General features: G+C 44.7%; 21 protein-coding genes and 1 pseudogene. 16 read left to right on the forward strand and 6 right to left on the reverse strand.

Translation table 11 applies throughout. The features are described 5' to 3' along the window. The first annotated feature begins 27 nt into the window (after positions 1 to 27). Entirely contained in the window at positions 28 to 1,293 is a 1,266-nt protein-coding gene (waaA, locus tag SPEA_RS00590) for a lipid IV(A) 3-deoxy-D-manno-octulosonic acid transferase (RefSeq protein WP_012153384.1), read from the forward strand. A gap of 66 nt (positions 1,294 to 1,359) precedes the next feature. Here waaA and SPEA_RS00595 read toward each other — a convergent pair whose 3' ends face one another. Beyond that, complete coding sequence (locus SPEA_RS00595; RefSeq protein ID WP_012153385.1) at positions 1,360 to 2,091, reverse strand: 3-deoxy-D-manno-octulosonic acid kinase; 732 nt, start codon at positions 2,089 to 2,091, stop codon at positions 1,360 to 1,362. An 85-nt stretch (positions 2,092 to 2,176) separates the two neighbouring features. Here SPEA_RS00595 and SPEA_RS00600 point away from each other — a divergent pair, with 85 nt between their 5' ends. From SPEA_RS00600 to SPEA_RS00615, 4 genes are all read left to right on the forward strand, one after another. Beyond that, a complete protein-coding gene (locus SPEA_RS00600) occupies positions 2,177 to 3,256 on the forward strand; it encodes a glycosyltransferase family 9 protein (RefSeq protein WP_012153386.1) in 1,080 nt (359 codons plus the stop codon). A gap of 64 nt (positions 3,257 to 3,320) precedes the next feature. Continuing rightward, on the forward strand, positions 3,321 to 4,403 hold the full coding sequence (locus tag SPEA_RS00605) for a hypothetical protein (RefSeq protein WP_012153387.1): 1,083 nt from the start codon (positions 3,321 to 3,323) through the stop codon (positions 4,401 to 4,403). Continuing rightward, a complete protein-coding gene (locus SPEA_RS00610) occupies positions 4,403 to 5,488 on the forward strand; it encodes a glycosyltransferase (RefSeq protein WP_012153388.1) in 1,086 nt (361 codons plus the stop codon). Before SPEA_RS00605 ends, SPEA_RS00610 begins: the two co-directional genes overlap by 1 nt. A 29-nt stretch (positions 5,489 to 5,517) precedes the next feature. Then, positions 5,518 to 6,573: a CDP-glycerol--glycerophosphate glycerophosphotransferase gene (locus SPEA_RS00615; protein WP_012153389.1), complete on the forward strand. Its 1,056-nt coding sequence runs from the start codon at positions 5,518 to 5,520 to the stop codon at positions 6,571 to 6,573. Positions 6,574 to 6,580: 7 nt separating this feature from the next. On the opposite strand, the gene SPEA_RS00620 is transcribed toward SPEA_RS00615, so the two are convergent. Beyond that, the gene (locus SPEA_RS00620; protein ID WP_012153390.1) at positions 6,581 to 7,657 is read right to left on the reverse strand and encodes a glycosyltransferase; all 1,077 of its coding nucleotides are present in this window, start codon (positions 7,655 to 7,657) and stop codon (positions 6,581 to 6,583) included. A gap of 189 nt (positions 7,658 to 7,846) precedes the next feature. Here SPEA_RS00620 and SPEA_RS00625 point away from each other — a divergent pair, with 189 nt between their 5' ends. The 8 genes from SPEA_RS00625 to SPEA_RS00655 all read left to right on the forward strand — a co-directional run bounded on the left by SPEA_RS00625 (position 7,847) and on the right by SPEA_RS00655 (position 13,544). Next, entirely contained in the window at positions 7,847 to 8,590 is a 744-nt protein-coding gene (locus SPEA_RS00625; protein WP_012153391.1) for a glycosyltransferase family 25 protein, read from the forward strand. Between the two features lie 82 nt (positions 8,591 to 8,672). After that, complete coding sequence (locus SPEA_RS22465; protein ID WP_012153392.1) at positions 8,673 to 8,834, forward strand: DUF2986 domain-containing protein; 162 nt, start codon at positions 8,673 to 8,675, stop codon at positions 8,832 to 8,834. Positions 8,835 to 8,986: 152 nt separating this feature from the next. Continuing rightward, a complete protein-coding gene (gene gltS / locus SPEA_RS00630) occupies positions 8,987 to 10,210 on the forward strand; it encodes a sodium/glutamate symporter (RefSeq protein ID WP_012153393.1) in 1,224 nt (407 codons plus the stop codon). A 143-nt stretch (positions 10,211 to 10,353) separates the two neighbouring features. After that, positions 10,354 to 10,638, forward strand: a complete 285-nt coding sequence (locus SPEA_RS00635) for a BufA1 family periplasmic bufferin-type metallophore (RefSeq protein ID WP_012153394.1) — start codon at positions 10,354 to 10,356, stop codon at positions 10,636 to 10,638. Then, entirely contained in the window at positions 10,638 to 11,510 is an 873-nt protein-coding gene (locus tag SPEA_RS00640; protein ID WP_012153395.1) for an MbnB/TglH/ChrH family RiPP precursor modification enzyme, read from the forward strand. Before SPEA_RS00635 ends, SPEA_RS00640 begins: the two co-directional genes overlap by 1 nt. Then, positions 11,501 to 12,286, forward strand: coding sequence for an HvfC/BufC N-terminal domain-containing protein (locus SPEA_RS00645; protein WP_012153396.1), 786 nt, complete (start codon positions 11,501 to 11,503; stop codon positions 12,284 to 12,286). Before SPEA_RS00640 ends, SPEA_RS00645 begins: the two co-directional genes overlap by 10 nt. 5 nt (positions 12,287 to 12,291) lie before the next feature. Beyond that, positions 12,292 to 12,771 (forward strand): RNA polymerase sigma factor, encoded by a 480-nt coding sequence (locus tag SPEA_RS00650; protein WP_012153397.1) that lies wholly within the window; start codon positions 12,292 to 12,294, stop codon positions 12,769 to 12,771. A 2-nt stretch (positions 12,772 to 12,773) separates the two neighbouring features. Next, the gene (locus SPEA_RS00655; protein ID WP_012153398.1) at positions 12,774 to 13,544 is read left to right on the forward strand and encodes a hypothetical protein; all 771 of its coding nucleotides are present in this window, start codon (positions 12,774 to 12,776) and stop codon (positions 13,542 to 13,544) included. 24 nt (positions 13,545 to 13,568) lie between these two features. On the opposite strand, the gene SPEA_RS23335 is transcribed toward SPEA_RS00655, so the two are convergent. Both SPEA_RS23335 and SPEA_RS23340 read right to left on the reverse strand, forming a co-directional pair. Further along, positions 13,569 to 13,712 carry a DUF333 domain-containing protein gene (locus SPEA_RS23335; protein WP_223296592.1) on the reverse strand — a complete coding sequence of 48 codons (144 nt, stop codon included), beginning with the start codon at positions 13,710 to 13,712 and terminating at the stop codon, positions 13,569 to 13,571. A 42-nt stretch (positions 13,713 to 13,754) separates the two neighbouring features. Continuing rightward, positions 13,755 to 14,051 (reverse strand): annotated as a pseudogene (locus SPEA_RS23340) (putative hemolysin); the annotation flags it as partial. Between the two features lie 373 nt (positions 14,052 to 14,424). Between SPEA_RS23340 and katE1 the strand changes: the two are divergent. Together katE1 and SPEA_RS00670 are read left to right on the forward strand one after the other, a co-directional pair. Then, complete coding sequence (gene katE1, locus SPEA_RS00665) at positions 14,425 to 15,939, forward strand: catalase KatE1 (protein ID WP_012153400.1); 1,515 nt, start codon at positions 14,425 to 14,427, stop codon at positions 15,937 to 15,939. A gap of 203 nt (positions 15,940 to 16,142) precedes the next feature. Further along, positions 16,143 to 16,721: an ankyrin repeat domain-containing protein gene (locus tag SPEA_RS00670; RefSeq protein WP_012153401.1), complete on the forward strand. Its 579-nt coding sequence runs from the start codon at positions 16,143 to 16,145 to the stop codon at positions 16,719 to 16,721. 100 nt (positions 16,722 to 16,821) lie between these two features. Here SPEA_RS00670 and moeB read toward each other — a convergent pair whose 3' ends face one another. Both moeB and moeA read right to left on the reverse strand, forming a co-directional pair. Continuing rightward, positions 16,822 to 17,592: a molybdopterin-synthase adenylyltransferase MoeB gene (gene moeB, locus SPEA_RS00675; RefSeq protein ID WP_012153402.1), complete on the reverse strand. Its 771-nt coding sequence runs from the start codon at positions 17,590 to 17,592 to the stop codon at positions 16,822 to 16,824. A 34-nt stretch (positions 17,593 to 17,626) separates the two neighbouring features. Continuing rightward, on the reverse strand, positions 17,627 to 18,871 hold the full coding sequence (gene moeA, locus SPEA_RS00680; RefSeq protein ID WP_012153403.1) for a molybdopterin molybdotransferase MoeA: 1,245 nt from the start codon (positions 18,869 to 18,871) through the stop codon (positions 17,627 to 17,629). Positions 18,872 to 19,221: 350 nt separating this feature from the next. Here moeA and ftnA point away from each other — a divergent pair, with 350 nt between their 5' ends. Further along, complete coding sequence (gene ftnA / locus SPEA_RS00685) at positions 19,222 to 19,749, forward strand: non-heme ferritin (protein WP_012153404.1); 528 nt, start codon at positions 19,222 to 19,224, stop codon at positions 19,747 to 19,749. Positions 19,750 to 19,831: the final 82 nt, after the last annotated feature.

Below are 19,831 nucleotides of genomic sequence, written 5' to 3' on the forward strand. Positions count from 1 at the left end.
GTAAAACGCAAGAAAGTAGTAAATTTGATGAATCGTAGCCTGTATTCGATAGTTTTATATTTAATTACTCCGCTGTTGTTGGTGTATCTTGCTGTGCGCGCCTTCAAAAGCAAAGATTATCGAGGCCGCTGGAATGAGCGTTTTGGCCTTAAATCATTAAAGCACACCGATCTCCTAGTGCATTCGGTCTCTATGGGTGAGACTTTAGCGGCGATTCCATTAATTAAGCAGCTCCAGCAACAGCATCCACATCTGAGTATTACCATCACCACGACTAGCCCAACGGGATCGGCCGAGGTGGTGCGTGCTTTTGGTACCAGTGTGCAACATTGTTATCTACCTTTCGACCTAGCTTGGTGCGCTCGCAGATTCGTTAAGCAGATAGCACCTAAGTGCTGCATCATTATGGAAACAGAGCTTTGGCCGAATCTGATCCATTACCTTAAACAGGTTGACGCTAAGGTATTGTTGGCCAATGCGCGTTTATCGCAAAAGTCGGCTAACTCTTATCAAAAGCATCAAATACTCACAAGGCCCATGCTCAAGTTACTCGATGGTATTGCGGCGCAGTCACAGCAGGCGGCTGAGCGCTTTATTGGCTTAGGTGTTGCGCCTGAGCGAGTTACCGTTTGTGGCAGCTTAAAGTTTGATATCAGTATCGATGAGCAACGTATTAATACGGCGAAAGCGCTAAGACTACAATGGCTGGCAACAGATAAACCAGTTTGGGTGGCAGGCTCGGTGCACCCGGGGGAGTTTGACGCGTTAATTGCAGCGCATAGGCAGCTGTTAGCGAAATACCCTAATGCCTTAATGATAATGGTGCCGCGTCACCCTGAGCAATTTGATGTCGCCGCCCAAGCCATAAAGTCGGCTGGGTTGGCTCTCACTAGGCGTAGTAACGGTGAACCGGTATTGGTCGACACTCAGGTTGTACTCGGTGATACTATGGGGGAGTTATTGACCTTTTATGGCGCCGCCGACCAAGCCTTTGTTGGTGGTTCATTAATCGTGCATGGTGGTCATAATCCTCTCGAACCCGCCGCTATGGGGCTGCCGGTGATGATGGGGCCTAACTATCGTGACTTTGTAGAAATTACTGGGCTGCTTGAGTCTGCTGGTGGTTTGCAAGTTGTCGATTCAGCTCAAGCGTTGACGCAAAATTTGATTCGGTTATTTGAAGATGAAGGCGCTTATAAACAAGCGAGTACAGCGGCAAAATCTGTGGTTGAGCAGAACCGTGGATCGCTGGCTAAGCAGCTGGCAGTAGTGGAAAGTTATATTCAGCGTTAGTGTGGTGATATCAGCAAAAAAGGTCAGCTTTGCGCTGACCTTTTTTATTGAATTTGATTGCTAACACTAATGATTGAGCTTGGCTAGATAGCCTTGATGCAGTTGCTGCCAATTGCCATCATTAAACGCCAGCGTTGGCAATTTACCCAGCTCCTTTCTAAAGGAGCGCAACAAACGACTCATGTTGGCTTGCTGCCATTGACTGTTGGGCTTTCTTAGCTCACCACGGTCAAAATCAATCAGATAAAACTTGTCATCACAGATAAGGATATTCTTAGCGTTGAGGTCCGCGTGGTAAACGCCGTGATTGTGAAATTCGGCAATGGTTTCACCGAGAACCAGCCACTGCGCATCCGTCATAGCGGCTTTGCTTAATCTGGCGACTAAGTCTTCGGCACCTTCTACCCGCTCTATAATTAAGTCGGCACGATAGAACAGACCTGAGCGCTCAACATTGGCGGCGATCGGCTTAGGTACGGCAAAGCCTTGCTGGTAAAGGTTTTCTAGCAGCGCTAGTTCAGCTACCGCACGGGTTTTTTCTAAACCGGTAAACAGATATTGGTCACGGCTAATTTTTTCTATCAAACCACCACGATAGTAGTGACGAAGTACCCACTGGTTTTGAGCTTTGCCAACGCTGTTAGCATCGACGAACCAGGTGGTGTAACGCCCCTTCGACGAACCAGTAATGGCAGATTGCTGACGCCAAAAGTCGGCAGCAAACCAGTTAGGTTCGATACTTGATGGTGTGTATTGGCAATAAGCGATACTGCCTTTGGCAGTTTTTTTAAACTTCATAGATAGAATTGTAAGCTAAAGCGTGGAACCTGCAGGCATTCTACATTAAGATCGGTAGATTGCGTTAAATAACCTTCGAGCACTAATGAGCCTATCAACTTCAAGTGACAATCCGAACTTAAAATCAAGCAGCTTAGACTTAAGTCAGGCTGAGTCTTTATGCCTTCTGAGGTTGTCGGCAATCGGTGATGTTTGTCATGCCGTGGCCATGGTGCAGGCTATTCAGCGCCGTTATCCACAGCTTAAAATCACTTGGATTTTGGGTAAGGTCGAATATCAATTGCTTAAGCATCTTGAAGGTGTGGAGTTTGTGATTTTTGATAAGTCACAAGGCTGGCGCAGCTACTTTAACCTTAAGCGCTCTTTAAAAGGTCGCAAGTTTGATGTGTTACTGCATATGCAGATTGCCCTGCGCGCGACGATTGCCTCATTAGCTATCTCGGCTAAAACTCGTATCGGCTTCGATCGATTTAGAGCCAAAGAAGGGCAGTGGTTGGTGACAAATCACCACATTGAGCCGCAAGCAACGCCTCATGTTCTCGAGGGATTTATGGGCTTTGCTAAAGCGGTAGGCGTTACCGACTTGACTCCAAGCTGGAATATACCTGTTCCCGTGATCGATACTGAATTTGCCGAGACGCTAATTCCCACTGGCACGCCAGTAATGGTTATCTGTGCAGCGGCGAGTAAAGCTGAGCGTAATTGGTTACCAGAGCGATATGCCGCAGTTGCAGATCATGCTGTAGCGAAAGGTTATCGAGTCATCCTATGCGGCGGTCCTACGCCACTTGAGCGTGAACTTGCCGAGAATATACAAGCAACGGCTCAATCAGAGTTAGAGAATCAAGTCGGCAAAACCTCTTTGCTGCAACTGTTAGCAATACTTAAGCAAGCGAGTGTGGTGCTGGCACCCGATACCGGGCCGGCACACATGGCTGTGACTCAAGGTACACCCGTTATTGGCTTATATGCTCATTCAAACCCAGGACGAACCGGCCCATATACCTGTTTAGATTCAGTGGTTAGCGTTTATGACAAAGTGATTAGTGAGCAGAAACAAGGTGATATTCCTTGGGGGACTAGGGCTAAGGGGGGGCATTTGATGGAGTTGATTGCTGTAGACAGTGTTGTTGCCCAGTTAGATCGTTTGTTAGAACAACCATAAGCATAAATTTTTGTTAGTATGCCCATTAGCATAGTGCTTCTTCGTAGTTTGATGAGTTGACTCAATGACCCTAGCCGCCCCTAAATTTCTATTTGTGCCCGTGTCTTCAGCTGAGGGGGTCGGTGAGTATATGCGTTCGTTAATCGTTGCCGATGAGGTTAAGCAGCGCTGGCCCAATGCGACGATTCAATTTATTTTAAGTCGTCAGGCTCCTTATGCCCTAACTTGCCCCTATCCTGCAGCGCTTTTGGATGATACGCCAACCAAGAATATTAAAGCAGTAAATGACTTTATGTCTTTCTTCCTGCCAGACTTTGTCATCTTTGATGCATCGGGTCGCCGCTCTCAATTGGTACATGCGAATAAGCTAGGCGCAAAAGTTATTTTCCTGAGTCAACATAAGCGTAAACGCAGTAGAGGAATGAAAATACTGCGAGCGCGGGTAACCGATAGCCATTGGGTGGTACAGCCTGAATTCGTTATAGGCCCAATTAGTTGGCTAGACAGACTAAAATTGAGATTAATTGAAAAGCCAGAGCCAACAGTTACTGGACCCATTTTTGTTAATCCTAACCCTAAACATCAAGCTGCTCTTCTTAGTGAGTATGGCCTAACTGTCGGTGAGTTCATCATACTCAACGCTGGCTCGGGAGGGCACACTAATAGTCGCGGCTTTATTGTTGAAGAATTTGCTCTCGCGGCAGCTAGTATTTACCAAGCAACGCAGATCCCCTGTGTGATCGTCTATGGACCGAATTACCCTAACACGATGATTGAGGCTGAAGGGGTTACAGCTATACAGGAGCTGAACCATGGTGAGCTAATCGATTTGCTCGATGCCGCAAAAGTTGCAGTGTTAAGTGGTGGAGATACTTTACTGCAGGCAATCGCGTTGAAGAAACCATGCTTATCGGTCGCTGTATCGAAAGATCAAAATTACCGACTAAAAGTTTGTGAAGAAAGGGGGTTAACCGTCTGCAGCGACAATAAAGCGCAACGGATATCGGATGGACTCGTAGAGTTAATGCAGGCTGATAACTTGTTAAAGTTAGAAACGGCTTTGGCGCAGTGTGACTGCGTTAATGGTTTGGAGCTGGGGATGAATATTATCACAGCGCTATACCGTAATAAATTTGGAGTTCATTGATGAGAATTGCTATTGCGATTGATAGCCTAGGTGGCGGCGGTGCACAGAAAGTGATGCTGACATTGGCTAAAGAGTTTACAGAGTTGGGCCATGAGCCGCATTTTTTTGTGATGTCCGATAATACGGCATTTGATATTCCTCAAAGCTTGCCCGTACATATTTGTTTTGCCAAAAAAGATCGAGATTTCAATCGATTCTGGAACTTGGCTCCAGCGGTAGAGAAACTTACTGCGAAAATTCGGAGTATCGAGCAGACCGTTGGGAAATTTGATCTATTCTTGTCAAACTTAGATAAAACTAATCGTTTGATGGTAAAAACAAATGTTTCCCCATTATTTGTTGTGGTTCATGCATCGGTTGAGGAGGAATTAACTCGACATGCTAAGTTAGGTCCTTTTGCCTATCTGAAGAAGCTGTTGGCTAAGAAAGCATTGAACGGGCACCATTTAGTAACAGTGTCTGAGGGGATTGCTAACGAGATTCGACAAACAAAGCGTATTGAGCCAGCTTCAATAAAATGCATCTATAATCCGTTTGAGTTTGATGAGATCGACCACTTATCACAGCAGCAAGCGCAAGGGATCCCGGATTCGGACTATTTAATTCATATCGGTCGTTATGTTAAGCAGAAGCGCCATGATGTGCTGTTCCAATCCATTGCTAAGATGAAGAGTCAAATTCCAGTGGTACTTCTGTGTCATAACCCTAAAAAAGCACGTAAGGCAGCTAAGAAATACGGTGTGGAAAGTCGAGTCGTTATTCCAGGATTCCAACCTAATCCTTTTCCATGGATAAAGAGTGCTAAGGCCCTAGTATTGAGTTCTGACTTTGAAGGTTTACCAACGGTTTTGATTGAATCATTAGCCTGCGGTACACCTGTGGTGAGTACAGATTGTCCTCACGGGCCGAGCGAAATCATGACCGGAGACTTAGCGAGATTTCTCGTTCCTCGCCGTGACCCTGCAGCATTAGCTGCTAAGTTAGATGAAATGTTGGTATCACCACCATCTATGGCAGAAGTCGATATTTTAGCAAAAGTACAAGCAGCACGGATTGCTCAAGAATATTTGGCGTTGGTTAAATAAACATTGAAGAGTTTGTGGGGAGAATTGTTGTGAGTGGGAACAACAAACGTTATTTATTGTATATTGCGCAGAACTATTCATATGCGATTTTGCGGCCGTTGCAACAAGCTATACAAGCACGAGGGGATGAGGCTTGTTGGTTTCTAGAAGGCTGTGAGGTGAATCCTGCTTTTTTAAGGCCGACAGAGAAGCGACTGTTAACTATTGCTGAAGTCAAAGCGTGGAAGCCTGATGCTGTATTAGTACCTGGAAATATGGTGCCTGATTTTATTCCAGGAATTAAAGTCGGTGTTTTCCATGGTTTTAATTCAGGGAAAAGAAATCAAAGAGGCCATTTTCAAATACGCAATTGCTTCGATCTCTACTGCACTCAGGGGCCTGCGACAACGCTACCTTTTGAGGATCTGGCTGACAAATCCGGAACCTTTAAAGTGGCAGAAACTGGCTGGCCGACACTGGATCCTATGTATAAAGGGGAGTTAGATCTTGCTTACGATGTAGAGGGAGATAATAGGCCTGTTGTGCTTTTTTGTTCTACTTTTTCTCATCGTTTATCTTGTGCGCCTATCGTCTACGATAAGATTAAAGCCTTATCGGAGCAGGGAAATTGGCGATGGTTGGTACAGTTCCATCCAAAGATGAGTAAAGAGATTGTAGATAAATACAAGGCGCTTCAAAGTGACAACCTGACATTTGTAGAGACAGATAATGTTTTGCCATTATTGCAGGCGGCGGATGTGATGCTGTGTGATACCTCATCAGTATTGATTATGTTTTTACTACAGGGTAAGCCTGTGGTGACGTTCAAAAATAATACAAGTTGGTCGCATCTTGTTAATGTAGAACAGCTCGATGAAATCGAGCCTGCATTAAAGGAGGCGCTGAGAAGGCCTCCTGAGCTAATGGCTAGAATAGAAGCGTATTGTGATGATATTCATCCATTTCGGGATGGACTGTCGAGTGAGCGGGTGCTCGCTGCGACAGATGATCTGCTTGAAAATGGTACTGCCGGACTTAAGCGTAAGCCATTAAATTTATTGCGCCACTTAAAGATGCGACGCAAATTAGGCTATTGGAGAATATAGCGCAATTTTACTGATGACAGAGCTCAATGTATTTTTGTGCAATATGACGACTATCTACCTTTTTTATAATATCGATATTCTCTAATTGAGGAGGGGCTGCGAGGCATGCTACTGCACATTCAGCTAACGCTTTTGGATTTCTGCGAGGAACTAAGTAACTTGCTAGCTCTCCAGTTAGAATTTCATTTGGACCGTAAGGGCAATCTGTACTTACCACAGGGGTTCCGCAGATAAGAGACTCTGCAATTACGAGTCCAAAACCCTCAAAGTCTGAACTAAGTAGCATCAATTCTGCACGTGCAATCCAAGCGTAAGGATTCGATTGAAAGCCGGGTGTAATAATGCGTTTTTCGACATTATATTTTTTCGCTAGCTTTCGTGCTCTTTCGGGTCTATTGGTTAGTAATACTAATTTAGGAGCCGATGGCATTAGGGCAAGCGCTTGAAAAAGGATGTCTAAACGTTTCTGTCGCGTAATTCGTCCAATATGGATCATAAAGGGCTCATTTGGGATTTCATCGTTTTCAGCCAATGCTTTATGTCTTATATCTTCAATTCTAAAAGGGTTGTAAATAGCTTGAATACTTTTAGCTTTTAGCCAGCCCGTATTTTTTAGCTCATCCGCAATGCCTTCAGAAACCGTGATGATATTTTTTTTAATTAAAGCTTTGGCTTTTATCCAGCGTCGATAGAAGTGGATTGGACCTCGCTTGAGCTCCATGATTAATTCTTGTTTTAACGCACAGTGGCAAAAGTAATAACAGGGATCAAAGTTACAGCCACTAACAACTGTATCGCAGTCTGTCGAGTTGGATAAAAATAGATCAAACTTCCCGCTTGAGTCCTCGACAGCCTCAACGCACCGTTTTAATTGTTGCTGTTGCTCTTTAAGTTTTAGCTCTTTCTGGTTTTTATAAACATAGTGAATAGTTACGTTTTGTGGCGGAGGAAAATCTCCCTCTTGCTTGAAAACGAATAGATGTACATCTTGTCCAGCTTCTTGCAAAATCTCTGCTTGAGTTAACGCAACTTTGACTGTTCCGTTTGCATAAAAGTTGTGGCAAAAGATAGCAATCTTTTTCATTCTACATATGTCTCTTACATAATATTAAGGTAAGAATTATATCAGATGTGCTGCTAGTGAGCATAAGTAAATGCATTGACTTTGAGGAAGAGAGTCTCGAGCTGGCAACGTTTAATTTATGATTTAGAATACGTCGCCATTCGATTATAATCATTTGCAGATTACTCTATTAAATTTGGTTGTTAGGTTATGAGATGTTTCGTTATTAGCTTGGTTACAGAGGATCGGAGACGCTCTCATATTAGTCATGAGTTTTCTTCTCAAGCTATTCCTTTTGAGTTTTTTGATGCAATTACTCCCGTTCAAAATGAAGCTGAAGCCAATCGTTTACAGATCCTAACTCAAGGTACAACCCTGAGTAAGGGTGAGACTTCTTGCTTGTTAAGTCATGTCGCCATTCTGCAAAAAATCGTCGATGAATCGATCCCTTATGCTGCGATTTTCGAAGATGATATTCATTTGAGTAAGGATGCTTATCACTATCTCTGTTCTGAAAACTGGATCCCTGACTCGGTAGAACTGGTTAAACTCGAAATGTTTAATCATATTGCCAAAGGGCAGTTTTTGGGGACGCATAAGCTAGAGTCTGGTAAAGAGCTTTTTAGGCTGAAGGGGCGCCACTTAGGAGCTGCTGGTTATATTGTAACGTGCAACATGGCGAGTCAGTTATTAAATGAAGTTCGTCGATGCGAACCTGTTGAAGCGATAGATAAGATTATCTTTGAAGAATTGATCACTTCAAATAAAGTGGACGTGTATCAGTTGCAGCCTGCGATTTGTGCGCAAGATGACATTATCGACAGGAAAAATAGTGTTCTCCATAGTAGTTTGAATGCCGAACGAATACTGCCAGCAAAGAAAAAGTTGAGCTTAGCGATGAAAGCTAAGCGTGAACTGGAGCGTATTTTTAGCCGTCGCATCCAATTTAAGTAAGTTTGATGATTTTACCCTGCTCTATTCGTCGTTAAGCCAGTAGCAGGTTATAATTAAGTTTTACTACTAACGATATCTAGCTATGAACCGTACTAAAAAAATCACTTTAAAACACATGAGCAAGCTCAAAAAAGCCAATGCTAAACTGCAAAATAGCAACAAGCCGAAGTACGTTTCTAAGGCTGAGCGGGAGAGACTGGCGGCGCTTGAGGTGGTTGAAACTGTGCAAATAGAGAGCGAATAGCTCCTTTTTTGTGCGTTAGTGCGTTTTTCATGATCCAACACCGAATAATTACGCTAAGACTAATATTATTTACCCTAATGAATATGACAGAATAGCCGGCTAATTTTGGTTTTGTAGGTTTTTCACTACAAAACCTAACGGATAGGAGTTTCATGAATACTGTTTATTCAATCGGAGAACTAGAATCATTTTTGGTCGCCATCTTGGTACTGTTTATCGGCCACTCAGTTAACCGCCACGTTCCTTTTTTCAAAAAGTATAATATCCCAGAACCTATTATCGGTGGCCTGGTTGTCGCAGCCGTTATCACTGTTCTTCATTTTCAAAATATTACGCTAGCGTTTTCTCTGCCGATGCAGAACACGCTGATGCTGATGTTCTTCAGCACCGTGGGCTTAGCTGCCAGTTATAAACTGCTAGCCCGTGGTGGTAAAAAAGTCTTTATTTTTCTTGGGATTGCCTCGATTTACATCATATTGCAGAATGCAGTAGGCGTGAGTTTGGCGGCGGCGCTAGGCTTGGAAGCATTGATGGGCTTGGTTGCTGGCTCCATTACTCTTTCGGGTGGCCACGGTACTGGTGCCGCCTGGTCGCAGACGTTTGCCGAGCAGTACAATATGAATACCCTAGAGTTCGCTATGGCCGCAGCTACATTCGGTTTGGTGATGGGGGGAATTATTGGCGGCCCTGTGGCACAAAGACTCATCGATAAGCATAAGCTTGAATCCTCTTACGGTATTGGTGGTAACCATCATACGGACCATCCCGATCTAGTAACCTACGATCAGTTAGAAGTGGATAATGTTACTGCCAAGAGTGTTCTAGAAACCCTATTTATTATCATGTTATGTGTGGCTGGGGCTAAATGGGTCGGGCATCTAGTTGCTAGTTTTGATATCAGTTGGTTGAAGATGCCGGACTTTGTCTATGCCCTATTTCTTGGGGTGGTGATCACTAACTTCACCGAGATGACTCGTGGCTATAAGATGAATAACGAATGTGTCGATATCTTAGGTACTGTCGCCTTATCTCTATTTCTTGCTATGGCATTAATGAGCCTGAAGTTGTGGGAGATCTTTGACCTAGCGATTCCGTTATTGATTATTTTAATGGTGCAAACCGTTGTTTTAGCCTGTTTTGCATACTTTGTTACCTTCAAAGTGATGGGTTCTAACTATGATGCAGCCGTGATGGCGGGGGGGCACTGTGGTTTTGGTATGGGGGCGACACCTACCGCGGTTATGAATATGGGAGCCCTAGTTTCACGTAATGGTCCATCGCCACAAGCTTTTATGGTGGTGCCTATTGTCGGTGCTTTCTTTATCGACATTGTGAATCTAGTCGTATTGCAGGGTTATATAAAATTTATCTTATAGTGGACAGTATCTATTTCAAAAAAGGCACGCATTAGCGTGCCTTTTTTATTGGACTAGAATTAATTTTGACCTTGATGCAATCAATAACGATTGAGATTCGTTATAGCTATTGAACATCTTATCAATCAAAAGGACATTCTGATATGAAATCGACTAAAACAGCCATAGGCGCAACCGTAGCAGGCATTCTTGCTGCCAGTCTTTCGTTAGGGGCGCAAGCGGTGCCCGATCAACCCAAAGAGTGGGAGAAGTGTGCTGGCGTAGCAAAAGCTGGAGCAAATGATTGTGGTGCCTTAGATGGCAGCCATGGTTGTGCTGGCCAAGCTAAAGAAGACAATATGCCGACGGAATGGATTTATGTGCCAGCAGGGACTTGCGACAAGATCACTGGCGGTAAAGTTAAAGCCGTTAAACCGGCTAAAAGCTAGTGCCTTTATCAAGCATTAGGGGCGCAGGCATAGGTCTGCGTACTCCCCATGTAAAGCAGTTACTAGCGGATGAATCCTTATCCTTACAAATCCCTTGGCTTGAAGTACTAGTAGATAACTGGTTGGTCGATGGTGGATTAAACCAACATCTACTCAAGGCTGTCAGTGAACGCTTTGCGTTAGTCTTTCATAGCGTCGGGCTATCACTTGGTGGCCAAAACTCTCTTGATCTTGATTATCTTCGGCAGATAAAAGCCTTAAAAGAACAATGTGGTGCGCATTGGTATTCTGAGCATGCCAGCTTCTCCGGCAATGACGACTTTAAGGTTGCCGACCTGCTGCCATTGCCATACACCCAAGAGGCGGTGATGCATATCAGTCAGCGTATTAAGCAGACTCAAGATTTTCTGGGTGAAAGGATTTTGCTAGAAAACGTGTCTACCTATATGAGCTGTCGTCACAACGAGTTGAGCGAGGGGGAGTTTATTGCAGCCATAGCCGAAGAAGCCGATTGTTACCTGTTACTCGATATCAATAATGCATTCGTGACCAGCGTTAACCTCAATCAATCGATGCAGTCGTTTATGGATGCTATTCCGGTCGAGCGGGTTAAGCAGATCCATCTTGCGGGGTTCCACGATAAGGGGGATTACCTGCTCGATGCCCATAATCATCCCGTTGCTCCTAGCGTCTGGGCGGCATTTAGCGCATACATTCAGCAGCATGGAGCGATTGCCAGCATGATTGAATGGGATAGCGAATTACCGACGTTGGAGCGTTTACTGCAAGAGCGACAAATTGCAGCCGATATATTACGAGAACCGGCAGTAGTTGGTGCTAGAGATGGTGTAGGTGACGAGCGATGCGCTTAGCAGATTGGCAAAAGGCCTTCATTCAGGCGCTCGAGCCGCAAGGCAGCGCAACTCGTCTTGTCCAATTAGTTAACGAGGCAGAGCAGAATAGGCTAGAGATATACCGTAATAATGCTTTTCAAGCGATATTGAGCGCACTGCAGTTAGTCTTTCCTGTCTGCCAAGCCGTGGTTGGTGAAACTTGTTTTACACAATTGGTAAAAGGTTACGGTCAGCAATACCCATTAAATGACAGTAACTTGAATCGATATGGTCAGAACTTTGCTCACTGGCTAGCGCTAGAGATTAGTCAGCATCAAGTTTTTAGAGATCTGCAGTACTTACCAGAGCTTGCTCAATTGGAATGGTTACTAAACCAGAGCTACTACGCAATGGATTTAGAGGGATTTATGCTGCCGCCAAATTGTAGTCTAGAGCAATTAGCCGAGCTAAATGATCTGGAGCAGCAACAGGCAGTTTTATTGTTACGGCCGGATCTCGAACTGCTCATTTGTCATTATCCTGTGCAGCAGGTATGGCATCGACATAAACAGAGTTCGAAAAACAATATTGCGGAACATATTGATAATGATGCCTATTATCTAGTGATCCATAGAAACGGTTTTAAGGCGGAGTTTAGTCTAGTGGAGCAGCCTATGATGCGGTTACTGCAAGCATTAGCGGAAGGGCAAACACTAGCGCAAATTACCAATCCGGCCCAAGATCTTAGTCTCTTGAGTGAGTTGATCGAGCGCCAGTGGATCTGTGGTTTTAGGTTAGCGGTTGAGACTGGGTAATCTGTATGGATAGAGAACTATTACAGAGTTTGTATCGATACTGTATTTGCCTCACAGGTCATAGCGCTCAAGCAGAGGATTTGCTGCAAACGGCGGTAGAGAATTGGCTAAAGGGTTGTAGTCGACCGGTTCAATTAAAAGCTTACCTTAGAAAGGTGATTCGTAATCAGTTTATCGATGACTGCCGTAGACTCAAATTGGTGGACTTTGAACCGCTCGATGACAATGCTCCCGTGCTACTCGATGAAACATGCCTAGAAGAAATTGAGATACAGCACAACCTCATAGAACATCTATTTGAGTTACTTAATCCAGCGGAGCGAGAGGTGCTATACCTTTGGGCCATAGAAGGTTATAGCGCAGCTGAGATAGCAGAAGATCTACAGCAACCCCGTGGCACTATTTTGTCTCGTTTACACCGTATTAAACTTAAAACAGCCGATCTTGCACTCGGTGATTCGGCGCAAACTATCGGAGGGCAATAAAGATGACTAAGAAGAAAGGTGCCACCGATATGAGCTTTAAGGCCTTAGTTAAGCAGCATATAGAAGCGCAAGCTATGAGTGAGCAGGGGCTGGCTAGAATGGAGAGCCTATTGGTTGGCGTAGAGCTGGCTCAAAACAAGGCCATTCAACAGAAGACTCAAGTTAAAGATATAGGTGAGCCCGATCCTCAACTGGGCAATAATGACTTAACCGCTGGGGAAGAACGGAGCGATAATACTCCGACGCGATTTAAGAGTATGTTGGCGCTCGCTGCCAGTGTATTGCTGCTGGTGTTTAGTCTGCATTGGTATCCAGAGGTTGTTTGGCAGGGAGAGGCGGCTTGGCAGGGAGAGGTGAGCAGCAATCAACAGCCAGGCGTTAGTGAAATGAGCATCAAGATTGCCGTAGAAGTGGCTAAAAACCATATCAAGATGAAGCCGCTCGAAGTGCAAACCGCACAGCTATCGCAGCTAAGGGCGTATTTCACCGAGCTTGATTTTACACTCGTAAGCTCTAGCCGTATCGATGATGCAAAACAGATGATTGGCGGTCGGTACTGCTCAATTCAAGGCCTGACGGCTGCCCAGATAAGGTTTGTCGATCCGCTGCAGTCTGTGACGCTATACCAAGTCCAATACGATAGGACGTTATATGGTGAGCTGCCCAATATTGACTCTGGCGAGAAACCATTACAGCTGGTGGAGAGAGGGGTTGCCGTATCTATCTGGGTTGAGAAAGGGTTATTGATGGCGACAGCGCGTTCAATTGAATAACCCTCATCATAGTGGTGCTCGCTTTTATTCCGAGACTTTATTGTCGCGACGATACAATTGCCATTGCTCTATTTGCTCACCACTGGGTAAGGTACAGATACTGGTCGCAAGATCGACGCTGCCACCTTGGGCAATACAGTTTTGTGTCGCTGGGTTCGGCTTGCCCACCCGAGGTTTATGCTGCTCGGAACTGGTCTCTGAGACAGAGCTATCTGGCTGGTGCTCTCTACGATACAAGCTCCACTCCTCTATACGCTCGCCACTCGGTAGGGTGCAATAACCGACTTCCCCCTCCGCTTGTTTTTCAATTTCCAGTTCGCCGCCAAGTGACACACAATAGGTTGAGGCTGGATTGGCTAGCTGAACGGGTTTTGCCGTGTTTTCAGCTTTCGGAGCTTGGCTTTCAGCTGAAGGGTTGCAGGCGGAAAGTAGTGCGACAGCTACACTGATTGTGGCGATTTTTGCGCAGCGACTTAGGCTGTGACTTAGAGATAAACATGTATTCATTAGCGGCTCCGTTGCGATCTTTATCAGGCTTGATATTAAGTTGGTCACTTTACTAACGTAATAGCAGCACAAAAGGGTTACTCCATTTGCATGTTAATTTACGGAAGCTTTTACTTGAGTACAAGTTAGAAACGGTATCTGTTTTGAGCGCGAAGTGAGGAAATTCTTTAACTTGGCTTGGTTAATAGAGGGATTAATACTGAGTATTTTTTGGTTAATTCATCTATTTTATAATTGGTTAGCGAGATTTAACACTTTTGTAATAGATTTTTGCGATACAACCAATCGATAAAGGTTGCTTCTTTTAATCGACATTATCGCTCAAACTGTTTTTGGGCAGAAAGAGCGTGCGTTGTTAATTAAGAGAATACTCATGGAAATTGTAAAAAAGGCTGGTTTGGCCCTATCGTTGAGCTTGGTTGTTGTGAATGTGCAGGCTGAAACGTTAACACGTGACAATGGTGCCCCAGTAGGAGACAACCAAAACTCAATCACTGCGGGGAGTAACGGCAGTGTGCTGCTACAAGATGTCCAGTTGATCCAGAAGTTACAGAGATTTGCGCGTGAGCGGATCCCTGAGCGCGTAGTTCACGCTAGAGGAACTGGTGTACATGGGGAGTTTATTGCTAGTAGTGATTTGAGTGAGTTAACACAGGCCGCACCGTTTGCTGAAAAAGGCAAAATTACTCCGGTATTCGTACGCTTTTCAACAGTTATTCATTCAAAAGGTTCGCCAGAAACTCTACGGGACCCTAGAGGTTTTGCGACTCGTTTTTACTCAGATCAAGGTAACTGGGATCTTGTGGGGAACAACTTGCCGGTGTTCTTTATCCGTGATGCGATAAAGTTTCCAGATATGGTGCACTCACTTAAGCCGTCGCCTATTACTAATCTACAGGACCCAAATCGCTTTTTTGATTTTTTCAGTCATGAAGCTACAGCAACAAATATGCTGACTTGGGTTTATACCAACTTAGGTACTCCTGCTAGCTACCGAAAAATGGACGGTTGGGGAGTGCATGCATATAAATTTATTAACGATGAGCATCAGGTTAAATACGTAAAGTTTCATTGGAAAAGCCAACAAGGTGTAGAAGGGCTAAGGCCTGATGAAGTCGTTAAAACTCAAGGCCAGAATTTTAACCATCTAACAGACGACCTTTATAGCGAGATTAACAAGGGCAACTTCCCAAAATGGGATCTTATGGTCAAGGTATTGCGCCCAGAGGATTTGAACAAGTTTGATTACAACCCACTTGATGCAACAAAAATGTGGCTGGATGTACCAGAAACTAAAGTGGGCACTATGACGCTCAATCGCGTCCCGGATAACTTCTTTCAGGAAACAGAACAGGCAGCTTTTGCGCCTTCAAACTTAATACCCGGTATTGAACCTTCGGAAGATAAGTTGCTTCAGGGACGTATTTTTTCCTATGCCGATACTCAGCTTTATCGTTTAGGTGCCAACTTGTCTCAATTGCCAATTAACCAACCTAAGATGGCTGTGGCAAATCATAATCAAGAAGGGGCAGCTAATTATGGTCGTACAAGCTCTGATGTGAATTATCAACCTAGCACTAAGCTCGCATTAGCTGAAGATCATCGTTATCGAGCCGTACAAACACCCCTATCGGGCACAGTTCTGCAAGCGGTTATTGCTAAACAAGATAATTTCACTCAGGCGGGCGTGCTTTACCGTAGTTTGAGTAAACAAGATAAGCGCGATCTTATTACCAATTTATCTGCTGACTTAGGCAAGGTGACAGACAGTCATGTTAAGCATCAAATGTTGAGTTATTTCTATCAGGCGGATAAGGACTTTGGTAAGCGTTTAACGCAAGCTGTGGCGGGTGATTTAAATGAAGTGAAAAAACTCGCCAATATGTAGCTAGTAACTAACTCTATAGGTTAACGCTTAATGGGCCGGCGTTAACAGTTCCCGAGTCAGTCTCTTGATTCGGTTTCTCGAGTAAGTCCCGTAAGGCGTGTTTTTGCTCTTTTCTGCCCAGGTTAGAGTGCGCCTTACGGGCAACCTAAACTTCAACTGAAAGTCTCAAACAGAAACGTTAATTCGTTATCGAGGTCGAGTTCATGCACCGTACTTTTTCATTGAAACAAACCATTCCCCTGTGGTGGCTGGCTCTAGTTGTGAGCATTTTAACAGCTATATTCAGTACCAATAACGCTCAGGTTAACTCGCTTGAAATCGAAAATTCAGATAAGCGTCTTGGGTTACAAGTTAACAGCCAAACCGCACAAATGCGGCTATTGGTCGACTATTTCTTTGCTGCAGCAAGAACGGGTGATATTGAGGTGTTAAATCACTTTATCGAAGCGGGCTTTCCCATCGATCAGCGTAATAATCAAAGTTATAGTGCGCTGATGGTTGCAGCATACAATGGCCAAGCACAGGCTGCGTCTGTTTTACTTGAGCATGGCGCGAATGCGTGTCTTCAAGATAAGCGTGGCAATACCGCTATGATGGGCGCTGTTATTAAGGCTGAGTTCGCAATAGTAAAACAGCTATATAGTCAGGAATGTGATGCAGAGTTAACCAATAATTCGGGGATGACATTGCAAGAGTTTGCTCAATATTGGGGGCAAAGTAGCAAACTAAAGGAAGCAAGTTTAGCTGCAAAGCAGTCGTTGTTATCTTCAGCGGTGCTCTGAATTTGCTTTTAAACAACAAACGCAGCCCAAGAGCTGCGTTTGTTTACTTGTTTGTCAGTTAATATGCTAATGACAAAGGTCAATATGGGAGCAAAATGGGTTAGCTACAAACCTTACACTGCGGCAGTTTTGGGAGTTTCATCTCTCTAAACTCCATGGTCATAGCATCGATCATCAGGATGCGCCCAGCTAGAGTTTGTCCCATATTAGCAATCACCTTGATGGCTTCAACCGCTTGTAAGCAACCAATCATGCCTACAACGGGGGCTAAGATCCCAGATTCAACACAGCTAAGTTGTTGCTCACCAAAAAGCTTACTAAAGCAGTGGTAGCAAGGAGTATCGTCTTGGTAGTCGAATACCGTGACCATGCCTTCCATACGAATCGCAGCAGCCGAGATAAGTGGCTTCTTGTGCTTAAAGCAGCTTTGGTTTAGCTGTTCGCGCACGGCAACATTGTCGGTGCAATCCATCACGATAGAGTGTTGCTCTACGAGGGCATCGATCTCATGATCATCGAGGACCGCATTGATTGTTTCTATCTGAATGTGCGGGTTAAGTGCCGTTAAACTCTGCTTAGCCGAGTCGACTTTAGCTTGGCCGACGTTGGCGTCTTGATGTAAGACCTGTCTTTGCAGATTTGATATCTCGACGGTATCAAAATCGACTAAGGTCATTGAGCCAGCACCTGCTACGGCAAGATATTGACTCGCGGCGCAACCTAAACCGCCAGCTCCGATAATGAGCACCTTAGCTTGCTTGAGTTTTTCCTGGCCTTCAAAGTCCATTGATTTAATCGATATTTGGCGGCTATAACGTAATATTTCCGCATCAGATAAAATTTCATCTGTTGCTATTTGTTCGGTCGACATCAAATTGATCTCATATGTTTACGCGGTGCTCGTTTTAGCAAAGCACGCTATTAAAAGGCTCAACCGTCACCTGGGTATCATTGCTTAAACCATCGCAATCCTGAGCCAAGATAATGAAGCAGTTCGCCAGAGTCATGGAGGTCAGCATTCCTGAACCTTGGCCACCGGTGACTTCAACTTCGGCTTCACCTTTCGCGTTATAGCTTAAGATGGCGCGTTGGTATTCCACGCGACCAGGGGCCTTACGAATCTCACCTTTGAGCCTAGCTTGCAGTGTTACCGGTGTAACTTGAGGTAAGCCCTGCATCTTATTGAGTAGTGGCCACACAAGCTTGTAGAAAGTCACCATGGATGAAACTGGGTTGCCAGGTAGCCCACAGAAGACGGCATCTCCAAGGTGACCAAAGGCAAAAGGTTTACCCGGTTTAATGGCTAGCTTCCAGAAGGTGATCTGACCCTCTTCATCTAAAATCTGCTTGGTATAGTCGGCGTCGCCTACGGAGACTCCGCCCGAGGTCAGTACCATATCGGCGCATTCTGATGCGGTTTTAAAAGCTTGGCGAATCGCTTCTTTATCATCTTCGATGACGCCAAGATCGATCCATTCGATATTGCCGCGGCTCAGTAAGCCTTGAATACTATAGCGGTTAGAGTCGTATATTTGTCCTGGGCCTAGTTCGCTTCCAACTGGGCGTAGCTCGTCACCGGTAGAGAAGAAAGCGACTTTAACGATACGTTTAACGCGTAACTGGCTTGCGCCTATTGTTGCCAGTACGCCCATTTCTGCCGCGCCAATCAATGTGCCCGCAGTTAATACCTTAGTGCCACTTGTGAGCTCTTCACCGCGAAGGCGCACGTTAGCGCCAAGCTCTTTAGGCGCTTCAATAGTGATCTGCTCGCCATCGGCTGTGACCTTTTCCTGCATCTGTACCGTATCGTAACCGCTAGGCACTGGGGCACCGGTCATGATGCGAATGCAACCCCCTTCGATACATTCACCTGTAAATGGGTGACCTGCGAAAGATTGGCCGATTAATTTTAGCGGCGCGTTAGCACTTAAGTCGGCAAAATTGAAGGCATAGCCATCCATTGCCGAATTATCGAATGGTGGGAGGTCGATATGAGAGGCGAGATCTTCAGCAAGTACTCGACCCAACGCTTGTGGCAGTGTCACGACTTCAGAGTCTGTGATTGGATTAACTTGTTCTAGTAATTTAACGATAGCCTGATCGGGATGCATTAGGCTAGGTTGAGAACATGGATCTGCATGAGTCAGCATCTATCTATCCTTGAGAGTTAAATCGGAACGTTAAGTAAAAACGAATATAGTGCATTATGCCACGGTGAATGTAGATGGCTATGATCTGCGCGGCAGTTTTTAAACAGAGTTAAAATTGAATCGTAATTTATGCCAACAATTTAGCTTGTATCACTTTGAGGCTGAATTAGGGCCTTAACTCTGATTTTATTCGTTATTTTGTTAAATGTAGTCGCAAGTAAGGTAACCTAGGCTGCTGTAAATGAAAACCATTATTATTTAATTAACAATCACTTAAGTAAATTTTATTGCAATTAATAGCCAGCTTGATAACAATGGCCGCCATAAACCGAAAGTCCTAAGGAATAGATATGCTAGCCCAGAAGATGATTGACCAGTTAAATGACCAGATCAACATGGAGTTCTTCTCCTCAAACCTGTACCTGCAAATGAGCGCATGGTGTGAAGATAAAGGCTTTGAAGGGGCGGCTAAGTTTATGCGCGCTCATGCAGATGAAGAGATGGGTCACATGCAGCGTTTATTTACTTATGTAAGTGAAACGGGTGGTATGCCATTACTAGGGACTATCGAAGCACCACAGGCCGAGTTTGCTTCATTGTTGGCTCTATTTGAATACACCTATGAGCACGAGCAATTGATCACTAAGAAGATTAATGAACTAGCTCATGCTGCATTCACTAATCAAGATTACTCTACCTTCAACTTCCTGCAGTGGTATGTGTCTGAGCAGCATGAAGAAGAGAAGCTATTCAAGTCAATCGTCGATAAAATTCGCCTAGTGGGCGAAGATGGCAAGGCGCTGTTTTTCGTCGATAAAGATTTGGCACAGATGGCAGTCGAAGAGTCTGCAAGTGTGATGACTAGCGCTACAGTATAAGTCGCTGGATTGAAGTAAAAAAGAGCAGCTTAGCTGCTCTTTTTTATGGCTACAACTTTTGTTCGGCGATTATACTGATTGG

The organism is Shewanella pealeana ATCC 700345 (assembly GCF_000018285.1).
GTDB lineage: Bacteria > Pseudomonadota > Gammaproteobacteria > Enterobacterales > Shewanellaceae > Shewanella > Shewanella pealeana.